At 69.4% G+C, this 16858-nt stretch carries 13 protein-coding genes; 9 read left to right on the top strand and 4 right to left on the bottom strand.

Annotation, left to right across the window (positions count from 1 at the left end):
• Positions 1–19: 19 nt before the first annotated feature.
• Positions 20–460, bottom strand: a complete 441-nt coding sequence (locus CAP40_RS13185) for a PilZ domain-containing protein (RefSeq protein WP_256924203.1) — start codon at positions 458–460, stop codon at positions 20–22.
• Between the two features lie 162 nt (positions 461–622).
• Positions 623–1621, bottom strand: a complete 999-nt coding sequence (locus CAP40_RS13180) for a D-glycerate dehydrogenase (RefSeq protein ID WP_086129949.1) — start codon at positions 1619–1621, stop codon at positions 623–625.
• A 97-nt stretch (positions 1622–1718) separates the two neighbouring features.
• On the opposite strand from CAP40_RS13180, the gene CAP40_RS13175 reads away from it, so the two are divergent.
• On the top strand, positions 1719–2195 hold the full coding sequence (locus CAP40_RS13175; RefSeq protein ID WP_086129948.1) for an SH3 domain-containing protein: 477 nt from the start codon (positions 1719–1721) through the stop codon (positions 2193–2195).
• Between the two features lie 157 nt (positions 2196–2352).
• Positions 2353–2748 (top strand): lysozyme inhibitor LprI family protein, encoded by a 396-nt coding sequence (locus CAP40_RS13170; RefSeq protein ID WP_179188153.1) that lies wholly within the window; start codon positions 2353–2355, stop codon positions 2746–2748.
• Between the two features lie 61 nt (positions 2749–2809).
• Here the strand turns inward: CAP40_RS13170 and CAP40_RS13165 are convergent, their stop codons facing one another.
• Positions 2810–3094 carry a hypothetical protein gene (locus CAP40_RS13165; protein WP_086130105.1) on the bottom strand — a complete coding sequence of 95 codons (285 nt, stop codon included), beginning with the start codon at positions 3092–3094 and terminating at the stop codon, positions 2810–2812.
• 49 nt (positions 3095–3143) lie between these two features.
• On the bottom strand, positions 3144–4331 hold the full coding sequence (locus CAP40_RS13160; protein ID WP_086129946.1) for an acetyl-CoA C-acyltransferase: 1188 nt from the start codon (positions 4329–4331) through the stop codon (positions 3144–3146).
• 120 nt (positions 4332–4451) lie between these two features.
• On the opposite strand from CAP40_RS13160, the gene CAP40_RS13155 reads away from it, so the two are divergent.
• The 7 genes from CAP40_RS13155 to CAP40_RS13125 all read left to right on the top strand — a co-directional run bounded on the left by CAP40_RS13155 (position 4452) and on the right by CAP40_RS13125 (position 16811).
• Positions 4452–5219, top strand: coding sequence for an A24 family peptidase (locus CAP40_RS13155; RefSeq protein WP_086129945.1), 768 nt, complete (start codon positions 4452–4454; stop codon positions 5217–5219).
• 30 nt (positions 5220–5249) lie between these two features.
• Entirely contained in the window at positions 5250–6005 is a 756-nt protein-coding gene (locus tag CAP40_RS13150) for an SIMPL domain-containing protein (RefSeq protein ID WP_086129944.1), read from the top strand.
• Positions 6002–7414, top strand: a complete 1413-nt coding sequence (locus CAP40_RS13145; RefSeq protein ID WP_086129943.1) for a coniferyl aldehyde dehydrogenase — start codon at positions 6002–6004, stop codon at positions 7412–7414. The genes CAP40_RS13150 and CAP40_RS13145 overlap by 4 nt, the downstream gene beginning before the upstream one ends.
• A 226-nt stretch (positions 7415–7640) precedes the next feature.
• The gene (locus tag CAP40_RS13140) at positions 7641–8090 is read left to right on the top strand and encodes a MarR family winged helix-turn-helix transcriptional regulator (RefSeq protein WP_086129942.1); all 450 of its coding nucleotides are present in this window, start codon (positions 7641–7643) and stop codon (positions 8088–8090) included.
• Positions 8091–8167: 77 nt separating this feature from the next.
• Positions 8168–10201, top strand: coding sequence for a malate synthase G (locus CAP40_RS13135; RefSeq protein WP_086129941.1), 2034 nt, complete (start codon positions 8168–8170; stop codon positions 10199–10201).
• A gap of 110 nt (positions 10202–10311) precedes the next feature.
• A complete protein-coding gene (locus tag CAP40_RS13130) occupies positions 10312–12585 on the top strand; it encodes an autotransporter assembly complex family protein (protein WP_256924179.1) in 2274 nt (757 codons plus the stop codon).
• Positions 12585–16811: a translocation/assembly module TamB domain-containing protein gene (locus tag CAP40_RS13125; protein WP_256924178.1), complete on the top strand. Its 4227-nt coding sequence runs from the start codon at positions 12585–12587 to the stop codon at positions 16809–16811. Before CAP40_RS13130 ends, CAP40_RS13125 begins: the two co-directional genes overlap by 1 nt.
• Positions 16812–16858 lie beyond the last annotated feature (47 nt).

Raw genomic sequence — 16858 nt, 5'->3', positions numbered from 1 at the left:
GGGCGTCGGGAAGCGTCGGTCAGATGTGCGCGAGCAGGATCGCGGCGCAGGTGCCGGCGAAGAGGATCGCGGTGCCGGCGAGCAGCCAGCCGCGCAGAGGATAGCGTGTTTCATGGGCAGGCAGGGCGGCGGCGACCGGATCGTCCTGCCTGTCGCCGGCCCGGGGCGCGCCATTCTGGCCCGCAGCCCAGCTTTCATTGGCGGCGCGCAGCAACGCGTTGAAGTTCAGCCGCTCGAGCAGCTGGATGCCGAGCGTCTTGCCCTTAACCCACACGACCCGGCCGACCAGCGCCAGCGAGGCCTTGCGGACCTCGACATAGGTTCCCGGCCTGGGCGGGAACGGCGCCAGCAGCATCATCCCGTGCGGCGAGATGTTGCGGATGGTGACGTCGCTCCATCCCCTTTTGCTGCGCATCTGGGCGGGAATGACGACTTCCCGCCGCGATTCTCTCGGTTGCATCTGGTGATCCCCCGGCGCGACTACCCCGATGGACGGCATCGCGCGGGTGGAGTTACGCAGCATCGCGCTTACCGCCGCCTTGCCGGCCATGGTTAACCGTGTGGAAGATGCTCCGGATCGGAGGTATCGTGCCAGAATACGCAAAGTATCGGCAAGACGAGCCTATAGCCAGCCGTCGAGAACCTGGTCGGGCGGCCGATGTCCGTCGGACCAGACCCGAATATTGGCGATCACTTTGACGCCCATGTCCTCCCGCCCTTCGAACGTGGCGGAGCCGAGATGGGGAAGCAGCACGACATTGCCCAGCTGGACGAGGCGCGGATCGACCGCGGGCTCGTCGACATAGACGTCGAGCCCGGCCCCGGCGATGCGTCCCTGGGCCAGCGCGGCGATCATCGCTTCATTGTCGACGATCTCGCCGCGGGCCGTGTTGATCAGCCAGCCCGTCGGGCCGAGCAGGTCGAGCCGGCGCGCGTCGATCAGGCCGCCGGTCGTGGCGGTATGGGGCGTGTGGATGGTGAGGATGTCCGCCGCCGCGAGCATGGAATCCAGTTCCGGGTGCCAGGTGGCGCCCAGCTGCGCCTCGAGCACCTGCGGCAGGCGATGGCGGTTGTGATAATGGATCTGCAGGCCGAAGGCACGCGCCCGCATCGCCACCGCCTGGCCGATCCGGCCCATGCCCAGGATGCCGAGCGTCTTGCCGCCGATCCGGTGGCCGCGCATCGAGGTGGGTGCCCAGCCGGTCCAGCCGCCGGCGCGGACCAGCTCGTCGCCTTCGACCAGGCGGCGCGGCACGGCGAGGATCAGCGCCATCGCCATGTCGGCGGTATCCTCGGTGAGCACGCCCGGGGTGTTGGTGACGGTGATGCCGCGCGCACGGGCCGCGGCAAGGTCGATATGCCCGATGCCGGCGCCGTAATTGGCGATCAGGCGAAGCCGGTCGGGCGCGGCGGCGAGCAGGGCGGCATCGATCCGATCGGTGACGGTGGGCACGAGCACGTCGCAATCCGCCATCGCCGCGCCGAGCGCCTGGGGCGACATCGGAGTGTCGCCGGCATTGGTGACGACATCGAACAGTTCGGCCATGCGCGCCTCGATGCCCTCGGGCAGCGCGCGGGTGACGATCACCCGGGGACGGGAAGGGCGCGGGCCATGTGCCATAAAGGGCGGCTTGGCCGGTGGCGCGGCGCCAGTCAACGGTTGATGGCGACGTGCTGCTCGGGGTAGACGGGCATGGACACAATTTCACGAGGGTCGCATGCGTTTTGGGAAATGGGCCGTGCTCGGCGTCGTCGCGCTGGGGTTGGCCGTTCCCGCATCGGCCCAGCGCAAGACGCCCTATTTCGTTTCGATCAAGGCCGAGAAGGCGCGCATGCGCACCGGCCCGGGGCGCAACTATCCGTCGAACTGGCTCTATCAGCGCCGCGGCCTGCCGCTGAAGGTGGTCGACATCTATGGCGAGTGGCGCAAGGTCGAGGATCCTGACGGCACCCAGGGCTGGATGCTCGCCAACCTGCTCGACGATGTGCGCACCGCGATGGTGATCGGCACGGTGAGCGAGATGCGCGACGCCCCCCGTTTCAATGCGCGGGTGAGCTGGCGCGTGGCGCCGGGCGTGGTCGGGCGGGTGAGCCGCTGCGCGAGCAACTGGTGCTGGTTCGACGTCGCCGGGCGCGGCGGCTATATCGAGCAGAGCCATATCTGGGGCACCGATCCGGGCGAGACCGTGAATTGATTCTTACCGGAATTGGGCGCGGGAGGTTGCGAAGGTCCTGGCGCCTAGGGAGATATCTTGCCCTATCTCCGGCCGGTTCGAGATTGCCCCGATGGAGCGATCGTCATCCCGGCGAACCAGGATGGCGCGCGGGCGTTTCGAGGCGGGAGAAGAACGCATGATCTTTCGATTTGCCCTGACCATGCTCGCCGCATTGCCGATCGCGTCCGGCGCATCGGCGCAGACCGCCGGAGCCTTCCTGCAGAACCCGGCCTTTCAGGATCCCGCGCCGGCCAAGTGCGAGACCAGCTTCGACATGCAGCATTGCGCGGCGCACGAGCTGCGCGTCGCCGATGCGCGGATGAGCGCGCGCTATGCGGCATTGCGGGCGCGATCCGGGCCGGCCGCCCGGCAACGGCTGCTGACCGAGCAGCGCAAATGGCTGGCCGAGCGCGATCGCGGCTGCATCGCCCGGGGCAATGCCTATCGCGGTGGGACGATGGCGCCGGTCGTGATGGCGCAGTGCTGGGTCGAGGTGACCAAGGCCCGGGCGACGGCGCTCGCGAAGCGCTAGGGCGGGAGCGCAAGCGACACCTACCGTCATCCGACGGCATCTTGCCGATGGAGTCGGGACCCTAAGCCAGCCTGTGCGGCGTCGGGTCGCCGCGTTCCTCGATGAGCTGGCGCCGCGCTTCGGTGCGGGCCTGGTCGAACCAGGCGAGAGCGGTTTCGGGGAGCGAGGCGAGGATCGCCTCGTCGGGCTCGACGGCGATGCGGCCGACCAGTTCTCCCGGCGCCACGCCCAGCAGGGGCGCGAGCAGGCGCATCGTGCGGGCGCGCAGGCGGAACTCGAAATCATCGAGGCGCGCCGATTCGACCTCCGCCTTCTTCAGCAGCGCGCCGCGCAAGTCGAAGACCATCTTTCCTTCCTTCATCCTCCCCGCCGCGGCGGGGAGGACAGTCGTGCGGTCAGTCCAGCAGCTCGACCGCCATCGCAGTCGCCTCGCCGCCGCCGATGCACAGCGAGGCCAGGCCGCGCCGCGCACCGCGTGCCTCGAGCGCCGAGAGCAGGGTGGCGAGCACGCGCGCGCCGCTGGCGCCGATCGGATGGCCGAGCGCACAGGCGCCGCCATTGACGTTGAGCGCCCCATGATCGAGCCCGAGTTCCTTCATCGCGATCATCGCGACCGCGGCGAAGGCTTCGTTCACTTCGAACAGGTCGACGTCGCCGATCTCCCAGCCGGCCTTGGCGAGCGCCTTCTTCATCGCGAAGACCGGCGCGGTGGTGAAGCGCGCCGGGGCATGGGCATGGGCGGCATGCGATACGATGCGGGCGACCGGGGTCAGGCCGAGCTTCTCCGCCACGCTCAGCCGCGTCATCACCAGCGCGGCCGCGCCGTCCGAGATCGACGAGGCGTTGGCGGCGGTGATCGTGCCGTCCTTGGCGAAGGCGGGCTTGAGCGTGGGGATCTTGGCGGGATCGCCCTTGGCGGGCTGTTCGTCGAGCGTGACGGAAACGGCGCCCTTGCGGGTCTTCACTTCGACCGGGACGATCTCGCGGTCGAAGGCGCCGCTCGCCTGGGCGGCCTTGGCACGCTCGAGCGAGGCGATGGCGAAATCGTCCTGGGCGGCGCGGGTGAACTGATATTCCTGCGCCACTTCCTCGGCGAAGCTGCCCATCAGCCTGCCGGGCTCATAGGCATCCTCGAGCCCGTCGAGATACATGTGATCGATCAGCCGGTCATGGCCGATGCGCGCGCCCGCGCGGTGGCGCAGCGAGAGATAGGGCGCGTTGGTCATGCTCTCCATGCCGCCCGCGACCAGCAGGTCGACCGAACCGGCGGCGAGCGCTTCGGCCGCCATGATCGCCGCCTGCATGCCCGAGCCGCACATCTTGTTCACCGTGGTCGCCTCGACATGGCTGGGCAGCCCCGCCTTGAGCGCCGCCTGGCGCGCCGGTGCCTGGCCCAGGCCTGCCGGAAGCACGCAGCCCATGTAGATCCGCTCGATCGCATCGCCCTTGAGGCCGGCGCGCTCCACCGCGGCGCCGACGGCGGCGGCGCCGAGATCGGTGGCGCTTGCCTCGCTCAGCACGCCCTGGAAGCTTCCCATCGGCGTGCGGGCATAGGAAGCGATGACGATGTCGTCGGCGGACATATTGGATCCTCTCGTTGGTTGGGGCGCATCTAGTATCGCGCGCGACGGTTTGCAAAAGCCGCGCGTCCCGGCATGACGGGATGGACCATGGACCTGATCGAGATTCCCGGATGCTGACGCATGACCATTGATCCGGTCTGGGGCTGGGCGGTGCTGCTCGGCGTGCTGGGGCTCGTCTTCGGCAGCTTCATCGCGACGCTGGCGATCCGCTGGCCCGAAGGGCGGACGATCAGCCGCGGCCGATCCGAATGCGACAGCTGCGGCAGGGGGCTGCACGCGGGCGAGCTGGTGCCGGTGATCAGCTATGTCCTCCAGCGCGGCCGGTGCCGGGGCTGCGGCGCGCCGATCCGGATGAGCCATGTCCTGACCGAGCTGCTGGGCGGCGCGATCGGCGTGGCGGCGGCGATCGCCTCGCCCGATCCGGCGGGGGCGGCGGGGGCGGCCTTCGGCTGGCTGCTGCTGACGCTGGCGGCGCTCGACGTGGCGGCGCTGTGGCTGCCCAACGCGCTGACCGGGCTGCTGGCGGCGGCGGGGCTGGCGACGGGGCTTGCCGGCCTCGACCCGCCGCTCGATGCGCGCCTGCTCGGCGGGGCGGCCGGCTTCGGCGTGCTCTGGCTGGTCGCCTGGGGCTATAAGCGGCTGCGCGGGCGGCAGGGGCTGGGCGGGGGCGACCCCAAATTGTTCGGCGGCATTGGGCTGTGGCTGGGCTGGCAGGCGCTGCCGCTGGTGCTGCTCGCCGCCTGCCTGATCGGGCTGGCGGGGGTGCTGGGGCTGATGCTGGGCGGGCGGCGCGTGACCGCGACCGATCGGTTGCCCTTCGGGGTAATGCTCGCGGCGGCGGCCTTCGCGGTTTGGCTCGGCTTGGCGATCGGGCCGCTACCGGTCTAGGCTCGGCTCCGGACAGGCAGGGGAATCGGCATGCGGAGCTTGATGCTGGGTGCGGGCGTGGTGCTGGGCGCGATGATCGGACACGGCGCGGCCGCGCAGGACCGCGAGCCCGACACGATCCAGGTGGTCGCGACCGGAACGGTGGAAACGGCGCCCGAGATTGCGACGATCACCTATCACGTGCGCGGAGAAGGCGTGAAGCCCGACGATGCAAGCCGGGCGCTGGTCGCCAGCAAGGCGGGGATCGAGAAGGCGCTGGCCGGCCTCGCGGGCGTGAAGCTCGATATCCGTACCGGCGACCTCGGCATCGCCGAGGTGCGCGGGAAGGAGTGCCGGAACGACGATCGCTATGATGCGCCGCGGCTCTCCGCCGGACCGTGCGCGATCCTGGGTTATGTCGCCGACATGGAAGTCACGGTGACTGCGATGCCGGCGGACAAGGCGGGCACGCTGACCGGGCTGGCGGCGCGGGAAGGCGCGAGCGGCGTGAAACTGGAAAGCTTCGGCATCCTGGATACGCGCACTGCCCAGAAGCGGGCGGTGGCGGCCGCCGTGGCGAATGGCACGGCGGCGGCCGAGGCGATTGCCGCGGCTTCCGGCGTCAGGCTCGGGCGCCTGCTTCGTGTTTCCGACAATGATGCGCGGGTGGTGTCGATGGACGGGATCGGCTTCGAGTACATGTCGGGCGGGCTCAGCCGCCTGCGGGAGCCGGTGACGATCGAAGTCTCGCCCAAGGCAGTGGTGACCAGCGCGCGGCTGGCGCTGAGCTTCGAGGTGCAGCGATGAGCATGCGCGACCTGCTCGACGCCCAGCGCACGGCCTTCATGGCCGAGCTGCCGGTATCGCTCGATGCGCGCCGCGACCGGCTGCAGCGCGCGGTCGCGATGATCGCCGACAATGCCGGGCAGCTGTGCGATGCCCTGAGCGAGGATTTCGGCCATCGCAGCCGGGACCAGTCGATGATCACCGACATCGCCGCCTCGGTAGGGCCGTTGCGGCACGCGCTGAAGCATATGGCGCGCTGGTCGCGGCCCGCGCGCAGGCCGGTGCTGTTCCCGCTGGGGCTGCTGGGCGCGCGCGGGCGCATCGAATATCAGCCCAAGGGCGTGGTGGGGATCATCGCGCCGTGGAATTTCCCGGTGCAGCTGGTGATGAGCCCGCTCGCCGGCGTCTTCGCGGCGGGCAATCGCGCGATGGTGAAGACCAGCGAATATACGCCCATGGTCTCGGCACTGATGGCGGAGCTGGCGGGGCGCTATTTCGATCCCGCCGAGCTGGCCTTCGTCGCCGGCGGGCCGGAGGCGGGCAGGGCGTTCGCCGAAATGCCGTTCGACCATCTGCTGTTCACCGGCGCGACCGGCATCGCGCGGCACATCCTGCATGCCGCCGCCGACAATCTCACGCCGGTGACGCTGGAGCTGGGCGGCAAGTCGCCGGTGGTGGTGGGGCGCTCGGCGGACATCGCGCAGGCGGCCGAGCGCGTGGCGCTGGGCAAGATGCTCAATGCGGGGCAGATCTGCCTTGCGCCCGACTACATGCTGGTGCCCGAGGAGAAGGAAGCCGCGGTGGTGGACGGCCTCGTCGCGGCAGCCTCGCGCATGTATCCCGCCCTGCTGTCGAACCCGGACTATACCGCGGTGATCAACGACCGGCACTATCAGCGCCTCACCGGCTGGATCGACGATGCCCGGGCCAAGGGAGCCGAGGTGATCATGGTGAACCCGGCGAACGAGGACTTCGCCGGCGCCAATGCCCGCAAGCTGCCGCTGCACATCATCCGCAACCCCACCGACGACATGCTGGTGATGCAGGAAGAGATTTTCGGGCCGGTGCTGCCCGTGCGCAGCTATGCGCGCATCGAGGACGCGATCGGCGAAGTGAACCGCCGCGACCGGCCGCTCGCGCTCTATTATTTCGGAAGCGACCGGACCGAGCGACGCCAAATGCTCGACCGGACGATCTCCGGCGGGGTGACGGTGAACGACGTGATCTTCCATGTCAGCCAGGAAGAGCTGCCGTTCGGCGGCATCGGCCCGTCGGGCATGGGCGCCTATCATGGCGAGATCGGCTTCCGGACGTTCAGCCATGCCAAGGCAGTGTACAGCCAGCCGCGAATCGACGTGGCCAAGCTGGCGGGCATGAAGCCACCCTATGGCAAGGCGACACAGGCAACGATCAGGCGGCAGATGAAGTGAGTGTGCTCGATGCCCGCCGCCAGCGTGCGGATCGGCCGGGCAAAAAAAAAGGCCGCCCCGAAGGACGGCCGTGAAAGTCTTAGGAGAGGATGCCTGAAAGGCCCGATCTTTGTGCATCGCAGCGGGAAATATCGCAAGTGCGAAGTGATAACGATATCATTGCAGAAATTGCAACTGTCCAACGTTGTCAGTTGCGTGTGCCGGAATTGCTGCGCAGGGTGACGGAATGACGGCCCTGAAGCTCGACGATTTCCTGCCCTATCGCCTGTCGATCGCCTCGAACGCGGTGTCGGATGCGGTGGCGAGCGCCTATCGCGCGCTGTTCGGCCTGAAGATTCCGGAATGGCGCCTGGTCACCATTCTCGCCGAGGGCGGGGCGATGAGCCAGCAGGCGCTGTGCGGCCGCACGCGCATGGACAAGGTGACGGTCAGCCGCGCCGCGATCGCGCTGTCCGAGCGGGGGCTGATCAGCCGCGCGAGCAATCCGGGCGACCAGCGCTCGCACCTGCTGACGCTCAGCAAGGCGGGCTGGGAATTGTACGAGGAAGTCGCGCCCAAGGCGATCGAGCTGGAGCGCCGGGTCTTCGCCGATTTCACCCGCGAGGAGCGCATGCAGCTCAGGCAGATGCTGGACCGGATCGAAGCCGCGGTGGAAGCGCTCGAGGACAGGCCTTGATCCCGGGCCCGGCTATCGCCTAAGCGGGGCATGCCCTCCCCAGGCGACCGCAGAACCGTGCCGCAGGAGGATTTTTCATGACCGTCATTCGTTCCGGCCTGTCCGTCGCCGAGCCGCTCGCGCGCTTCGTCGAGGAGCGCGTGCTGCCGGGACTCGACATCGAGGCGGCCGGCTGGTGGGCGGGCGTGGCGGAGATCTTCGCGCGGTTCGCGCCCGAGAATCGCGCGCTGCTGGCGAAGCGGGACGCGCTGCAGGCGGCGATCGACGCGGCGCCGGCGCGCGCGGGGGACGCGGCGTTCCTGCGCGAGATCGGCTATCTGGTCGACCCGCCCGCGCCGTTCGAGATCGGCACGCGCAACGTCGACGCCGAGATCGCTCATATGGCCGGGCCGCAGCTGGTGGTGCCCGCGCTCAACGCGCGTTTCGTGCTCAACGCCGCCAATGCGCGCTGGGGCAGCCTGTACGACGCGCTCTACGGCACCGATGCGCTGCCGGGAGCGGCCAGGCCGGGCGGCTATGATCCGGAACGCGGGGCGCAGGTGATCGCCCGTGCCAAGGCGTTCCTCGATGCGGCGGTGCCGCTGGCGAGCGGGAGCTGGGCCACGCTGGCGGAGGCGCCGGTGCTCGCCGATCCGGCACAACAGGTCGGGCCCTGGCTGTTCCGGCACCACGGGCTGCACATCGAAGTGATCGTGGATCACGCGCATCCGATCGGGCGCGACGATCCGGCGGGGATCGCCGACGTGCTGCTCGAGGCGGCGCTGACCACCATCGTCGACCTGGAGGATTCGATCGCGGCGGTCGATGCCGAGGACAAGGTGGCAGCCTATGCCAATTGGCTGGGGCTGATGCGCGGCGACCTGGAGGAGCGTTTCGACAAGGGGGGGCAGGCGCTTACCCGGCGGCTCGCCCCGGATCGCGGCGCGCTGCCGGGCCGCGCGCTGCTGTTCGTCCGCAATGTCGGGCATCTGATGACCACGCCGGCGGTGCGCCTGCCGGACGGCGGCGAGGCGCCCGAAGGCGTGCTCGATGCGATCCTGACCAGCACCATCGCGCTCTACGACCTGCGTGGCCTCGGCCAGTATCGCAACAGCCGGACCGGCTCGATCTACATCGTGAAGCCCAAGATGCACGGGCCCGAGGAATGCGGCTTCACCGACCGGCTGTTCGACGCGGTCGAGGATTTGCTCGTGCTGCCCCGCCACACGATCAAGGTGGGCGTGATGGACGAGGAGCGGCGGACCTCGGCCAATCTCGCCGCCTGCATCCATGCCGTGCGCGACCGGATCGTGTTCATCAACACCGGCTTTCTCGATCGCACCGGCGACGAGATCCATACCGGCATGCGTGCCGGGCCGATGGTGCCCAAGGGCGAGATGAAGAGCGCCGAATGGATCAGGGCCTATGAGGACCGCAACGTCCGCATCGGCCTGGCCTGCGGTCTTTCGGGCAAGGCGCAGATCGGCAAGGGCATGTGGGCAGCGCCCGACCGGATGGCGGATATGCTCGCGCAGAAGATCGCGCATCCGATGAGCGGCGCGAACACCGCCTGGGTGCCGAGCCCGACCGCCGCGACGCTGCACGCGCTCCACTATCACCAGGTCGACGTGTTCGCCCGCCAGCGCGAGATCGTCGGCGAGGCGATCCCCGGCCTGGCGCCGCTGCTAACGGTGCCGCTGGCACCGGGGCGCAACTGGTCGAGCGAGGAAGTCGCGCGCGAGCTCGACAACAATGCCCAGGGCATCCTCGGCTATGTCGTGCGCTGGATCGACCAGGGCGTCGGCTGCTCCAAGGTGCCGGACATTCATGACATCGGCCTGATGGAGGATCGCGCCACCTTGCGCATCTCCTCGCAGCACATGGCCAACTGGCTGCTCCACGGCGTGGCGCGCGCCGACGACATCGACGCGGCGCTCCGGCGGATGGCGGCGAAGGTCGATGCGCAGAATGCCGGCGACCCGCTTTACCGGCCGATGGCGGGCAACGAAGCGACGAGCCTTGCCTTCCAGGCGGCGCGGGCGCTGATCTTCGAGGGGCTGGCGCAGCCAAATGGCTATACCGAACCACTTCTCCACAGGTTTCGTGCCGAAGCGAAGACGATAGCGCGCTGAAATCCCTGGGCTTTCGTAAAAGTGCGGACCCAAAGCGCATTTGGGTCGTTACGCTGGCGAGAGGGCCGGTCTAGGAATGCGGCTCGAAAGGGAGCCAGTTGCGTAGAGGGGTGAAGCGGATTTGGCTGGCGGCGCTCGCCGGCACGGCATGCGTGCCGGGGTTGGCGCATGCGCAGATCTCGGACCCCAAGCCGGGGCAGGGTGCACCGCCCTCCGGTCCCGCGCCTGCGCCCTCCGCGGCGCCGGCGCCTGTGTCTGCACAGGACGGTACGGTGCACGTGGCGCCGGTCGACGAGAGCCCGATCGTTCCCGATGCCCAGTTCGAAGCGGCGATGCCGAAGATCGAGGGCGACATCAACGCCCCGCTGGAGGCGATGCCGTCGCCCACCGGCTCGCCCACGCCCAGGCCGGCCCCGGCCACCCAGGGACAGGCCGCGCAGCAGGTGCGGGAACAGGCCGAGGAGAGTTTCGCGGCGGCGCCCGCGGAGGATCCCGAATTCGCCCGCCCGCTGCCGCCGCTTTCCGAGTTCAGGGTCGAGCCGCCGGTGGAGGACAAGGTCGCCGACAAGAAGTCGGTGACGATCCGCTACACCACGCATGAGGAAGGGCTTTCCGCCGTTGGCCTCGCGGGGCTGTTCGAGGATCTCTCCGCATTGAAGAATGGCGGCGGGCGCGCGGCGAACACCGCGATGGTCGCGGCCCGCGCGCGGGAAGACGAGCGCCTCGCGGTCCGCCTGCTGCAGTCGCGCGGCTATTACGATGCCACCGCGGTCTCGACCGTCGACCAGAACCCCCAGACTCCGGGCACGGTACGCGCGACGATCAGTGCGACGGCCGGGCCGCTCTATCGCCTGGGCGACGTGAAGGTGGCGAGCGATCCCACCGTGCCGCCGGGGCTGCTGCTCGACGAACTCAATCTCAATCCCGGCGATCCGATCGAAGCCGAGCGCGTCCAGGGCGCCGAAGCGAATGTGGCGCTGCGGCTGCCGCAACAGGGCTATCCCTTCGTCAAGGTCGGGCAGCGCGACATCCTGCTCGATGCGGAAACCCATGTCGGCGACTATACGCTGCCGATCGAGCTGGGGCCGCGCGCGGTGTTCGGCGATATCCGTACCGAGGTCGGGGGCGATTCCGGCGCGCGACGGGGCGAGCGCGCGAGCCGCAGCGAGCGACGGCAGGAGCGCCGGCGCCGCGTGCGCCAGCCGGCGTTCGATGCGGATCACATCCGGGTGCTGCGCCGCTACAAGCCGGGCGCGCTCTACGACATCCGCGCCGTCGACGATCTGCGCGAGGCGATGATCGCGACCAGCCTGTTCTCCACCGTATCGGTCGAGCCCGTGCGCACGGGCCAGGCGGGGCCGGACGACACCGAGGTCGTCGACCTGCTCGTCCGCCAGAATCCCGGCCGCCCGCGCACGCTGGCGGCGGAGCTGGGCTATTCCACCGGCCAGGGCATCCGGCTCACCGGCAGCTGGACGCACCGGAACCTGTTCCCGCCCGAAGGCGCGCTGATCGTCGCGGGCGTGCTCGGCACGCAGGAACAGGGGCTTAGCACGACGTTCCGCCGCTCGAACGCCGGGCAGCGCGACAAGACCTTCCAGATCGCCGCCGCGCTCAACCACCAGGACTATGACGCGTACGAGAGCTATACCGGCACGCTCTCGTTCCGCTTCTCGCGCGATTCGACGCCGATCTGGCAGAAGCGCTGGACCTATTTCTATGGTGCCGAACTGGTCGGCGCGAACGAGGATCGCTGGAACTACAACAGCAACCGGCGCGATCGCGGCACCTGGCTGATCGCGGCGGCGCCGCTGTTCCTGGGCTATGACAGCTCGGACAATCTGCTGAACCCGACGCGCGGCTTCCGGATCAAGGCCAATGCCAGCCCGGAGACCTCGGTGCGCGGCGCGGCGCGGCCCTATGCGCGCTTCATGCTCGAGGGCACCTATTATCAGCCGGTATCGAGCAGCATCGTGATCGCGGGGCGCGCGCGCATCGGGTCGATCATGGGTATCGCGCGCGACGACCTGCCGCCGTCGCGGCGCTATTATTCGGGCGGCGGCGGATCGGTGCGCGGCTTCGGCTATCAGGAGCTTGGCCCCCGTTCCCCCGACGGCAAGCCGGTGGGCGGGCGCAGCTTCAACGAATTCGCGATCGAGGCCCGCTATCGCTTCGGCAATTACGGCATCGTGCCCTTCATCGATGCCGGCCAAGTCTATGAGGGCATCTATCCCACGGGCAAGAACATCCGCTTCGGCGCGGGCATCGGCGGCCGGCTCTACACCAATTTTGGCCCGATCCGCGTCGACGTGGCGACGCCGATCAACCGCAAGCCGGGCGAATCCAAGGTCTCGCTCTACATCTCGATCGGGCAGGCGTTCTGATGGCGGAAGATATGTCCGCGCCCGAGCCTGTTGGCGAGACCGAGGCCGCGGCCGTCCGCCGGCCCTTGTGGCAGGGCGTGGCGAAATGGACGGGGATCGCGCTGGCCGGCCTGGTGCTGGCGATCGCCGCGCTGGTGCTGGGGCTCAACACCCAGCCGGGCCGCCGCTTCGTCGCTGACCAGATCGCCGCGATCACGCTGGATTCGGGCCTCAATTTCCGCATCGGCCGCATCGACGGTTCGCTCTACGGCGCGATGATCCTGCGCAACGTGCAGGTGCGCGACGCCAAGGGCGTATTCGCCTCCTCGCGGGAGATCCGGATGGACTGGCGGCCTCTCGCCTATCTGGGCAACCGGGTGGACGTGCGCAGCCTGGCCAGCCCCGAAGTGAAGCTGCTGCGCCTGCCGGCGCTCGAGCCCTCGGGCGATCCCAATGCGCCGCTGCTGCCCGATCTCAACATCGATGTGGGCAGGCTCGACATCGCCCGGATCGACATCGCCAGGGAAGTCGACGGCCGCGCCCGGTATCTCGGCCGGCTGGCAGGCAACGCCCATCTCGCGGACGGACGCGTGCAGATCCTGCTCGACGGCGGCACGATCGCCGCGCAGGGCCTGCCGGGGGGCGACCGGCTGGCCCTCAGGCTCGATGCGACGCCCGCGAGGAACCGGCTGGACATCGACGTGAGGCTCGACGCGCCGGCCAAGGGGCTGGTCGCCGGACTGGCCGGGCTGGAGGCGCCGCTCGGCTTCACGGTGGCGGGCAGGGGGGATTGGGCCCGCTGGCAGGGCAAGGCCCGGGGAACGCTGGGCGGTGCCGCGCTCGCCGATCTCGACCTGATCGCGACCAATGGCCGCTTCCAGCTGCGCGGGCCGCTGCACCCGGGGCTGTGGATGAAGGGGCCGGTGGAGCGGTTGGCCGCGCCGCGGCTCGATCTCGACCTCGACGCGAAATGGGCGGACCGTGCCGCGGACGGCGTGGTCAAGCTGCGCTCCGCCGCGCTGTCGGTGGAGGCGGCGGGCAAGGTCGATCTCGGCCATAATCGGTTCCACGGCCTGAAGGTCGATGCGATCCTGCTCAAGGCCGGGGCGGTCGCACCCAATCTGGTCGGCCGCTCGGTGCGCGCCTCGCTGGCGCTGGACGGGGCGTTCGATCGGCCGGTGGTGGATTACAAGCTCTCCGCGGCCGCGCTCGGCTTCGGCGAGACGGTTGCCGAGAAGCTCTATGCCGAGGGCCGGGCACGGGTGGATGCGAAGCGCATCCTGGTGCCGGTCAGGGCCCGGGCGGCACGCGTTTCCGGTCTCAACGCCGCGGCCGGGGGGCTGGTCACCAACCTTGTCGTCGACGGCGACCTGGCGATCTCGGGCCAGCAGCTGCTCTCCGACAATCTCCGCATCCGTTCGGACAAGATCGACGCAACGGCGATCGTCGCCGCCGATATCGGCCGCGGACGCTATACCGGTGCGCTCAAGGGCCGGGTGAACGACTATCGGATCGACGGCGTGGGCGTCGTCGACCTCAAGACCGATGCCGAGCTGTACGCCGCCCCCGGCGGCGGCTGGGGCATTCGCGGGCATATCGCCGGCCAGTCGCGGAAGATCTTCAGCGACGGTGCGCGCGAGTTCCTGGGGGGCAATGCCGTCGCCTCGGCGCGCCTGGTGCTCGATCCCAAGGGGGTGGTCAGCATCAGCGACGTGAAGATGAAGGCGCCGCAATTCCGCGTCCTGCGCGGATCGGGGCGCTATGATCCGGCCGGGCCGATCGTGATCGACGCCGATGCGGTTTCCGACCAATATGGCCCGCTCACCGCGCGGGTGACGGGCACGCTGAACGCGCCGATCGTGCTGCTCAAGGCGCCAAGGCCCGGATTGGGTATCGGACTGGTGGATCTCGAGGCGCGCATCCGCGGGCGCGGCGATGCCTGGGCGGTGGTGGCGAACGGCAATACCGATTACGGGCCGTTCGACGCCGATGTCCTGGTGCGGACCGGCAACCGCCTCGCGATCGACGTCAATTCGGGCCGTTTCGCCGGCATGGACGTTACCGGCAAGGTCGAGCAGACCGCCGATGGACCGTTCGCCGGCGCACTGGCGTTCAACGGCTCCGGCGTGACGGGGCGGGCGACGCTCTCGGCCCAGGGCAAGCTGCAGCGGGCCGATGTGAAGGCGACCGCCGCCAATGCGAAGATACCGGGGGCCGCGGGGCTCACCATCGGCCGCGCGTTGATCGACGGCAGCATCGTGCTTGCCGACACGCCCGAGATCCATGGCGACGTGCAGGTCGCGAACCTGCGCCAGGGCAGTTTCGTGCTCAAGACCGCCCGAGCCAGGATCGCCTATGCCGGCGGCAACGGCACGGCGCAGGTCTTCGCCAATGGTTCCACCGGCGTGCCCTTCCAGGTCGCCGCCAATGCCCGGCTCGCGCCCGACGCGTGGCTGGTGGCGGTGCAGGGGCAGGGCAGCGGCGTGCAGTTCCGCACCGCGCAGCCGGCGCATGTCGCGATCCGCGAGGGCGTGTACCACCTGCTGCCGACCAAGGTCGATTTCGACAAGGGCAGCGCGCGAGTGGCGGGCAGCTATGGCAAGGGCATGGTGCTGCAGGCGCGGCTGGACAGCCTCGACCTGGCGGTGATCAACGCCTTCGTGCCCGATCTCGGCATCGGCGGCACCGCGACGGGCAGCCTCGATTTCGCCCAGACTTCGTTCGAGGCCTTTCCCAGTGCCGATGCGCGGCTCGAGATCGCCGATTTCACGCGCGCCGGCCTGGCCAGCGTCTCGACGCCGGTGCGCGTGAGCTTCGTCGGCAAGCTGCTGCCCGATGGCGGCGATGCGCGTGCGCTGATCCGCCGCGGCAACGCCACGATCGGCCGCGTGGTGGCGACGCTGAGCCCGCTCGGCCCGGAAGCGGGGCCCTGGACCGAGCGCATGCTCGCCGCGCCGCTCTCGGGCGGCATCCGCTACAATGGGCCGGCGGCGGTGCCCTTCTCGCTGGCGGGGCTCTCCGGCCAGCAGCTCGACGGGCCGATCGGCATCGCGGCGGACTTCTCCGGCAAGGTCGAGGAGCCGAGGCTGACGGGCGTGGTTCGTGCGACCAACCTCCACTACGAGAACGAGAATTTCGGTACCCGGCTCACCGCGGTGCAAGTGGACGGCACCTTCTCGAACGACGAATTCATCCTCAATTCGCTCACCGCCAAGGCGGGGGACGGCACGGTGTCGGCGCAGGGCAGGGTCAGCCTTTCCTCGGCGAACGGCTATCCGATCGCGATCACCGCGGACCTCAACAATGCCCGCCTGGCGCGCAGCGATGCGCTGGGCGCGACCGCGACCGGCAAGATCAGCATCACCAAGAACCCGGAAGTCTCCCGGATCGAGGGACGGCTGACGATTCCGGAGGCGCATTACCAGATCATCCGCCAGGGCGCCGCCGAAGTGCCCGAACTCACCGGCGTGCGCCGCAAGAGCGCGACCGGCGAGGATCAGGGGCCGGCGCCCGTGATCCGCCGCTCGTTCGGCGATTTCGACCTCAACCTGCGCATCGATGCCGACAACCGGCTGTTCGTCACCGGCATGGGCCTGGAATCGGAATGGCGCACCCAGGTGACGGTGCGCGGCACCACGCTGGCGCCGGACATCCGCGGCACGATGGAGATCGTGCGCGGCACCTACAGCTTCGCCAGCCGCCGCTTCGACATCTCGCGCGGCACGATCCGCTTCCAGGGCTCGGCGCTCACCAACCCTTCGGTGGACATCCAGGCGAACACCAGCGCGGAGGGAATCACCGCGATCCTCACCGTCTCGGGCACCGCGCAGCAGCCGCAGATCGCGTTCAGCTCGACGCCGGCGCTGCCGCAGGAGGAAGTGCTCTCCCGCCTGTTCTTCGGCACCAACGTGACCAACCTCTCCGCCACCGAGGCGATCCAGCTTGCCGCCGCGCTCCAGTCGCTGAGCGGCACCGGCGGCGGGCTCAATCCGCTCGGCCAGCTCAAATCGGCCACGGGCATCGACCGGCTGCGCATCCTGGGCGCCGACGATGCGACCGGTCGCGGCACGGCGCTGGCGGCGGGCAAATATCTGACCAACGACATCTATGTGGAGATCATCACCGATGCGCGGGGCTTCACCGCGACCCAGCTCGAAATATCGCTCAGCCGCACGCTGAGCCTGCTTTCCCAGGCGGGCTCCTTCGGCGGCTCGAGCGTCAGCCTGAAATATTCCCGGGATTATTGAGCCTGTCGATTTCCCTGCTTACAGTGGTGTAAACAGATCGGCGGGAG

It is taken from the genome of Sphingomonas sp. IBVSS2 (assembly GCF_002127225.1).
In the GTDB taxonomy this organism is placed as follows: domain Bacteria; phylum Pseudomonadota; class Alphaproteobacteria; order Sphingomonadales; family Sphingomonadaceae; genus Sphingomonas.
Note: the sequence above shows the minus strand (reverse complement) of the source record. Positions and strands in the feature narration are given on the sequence as shown.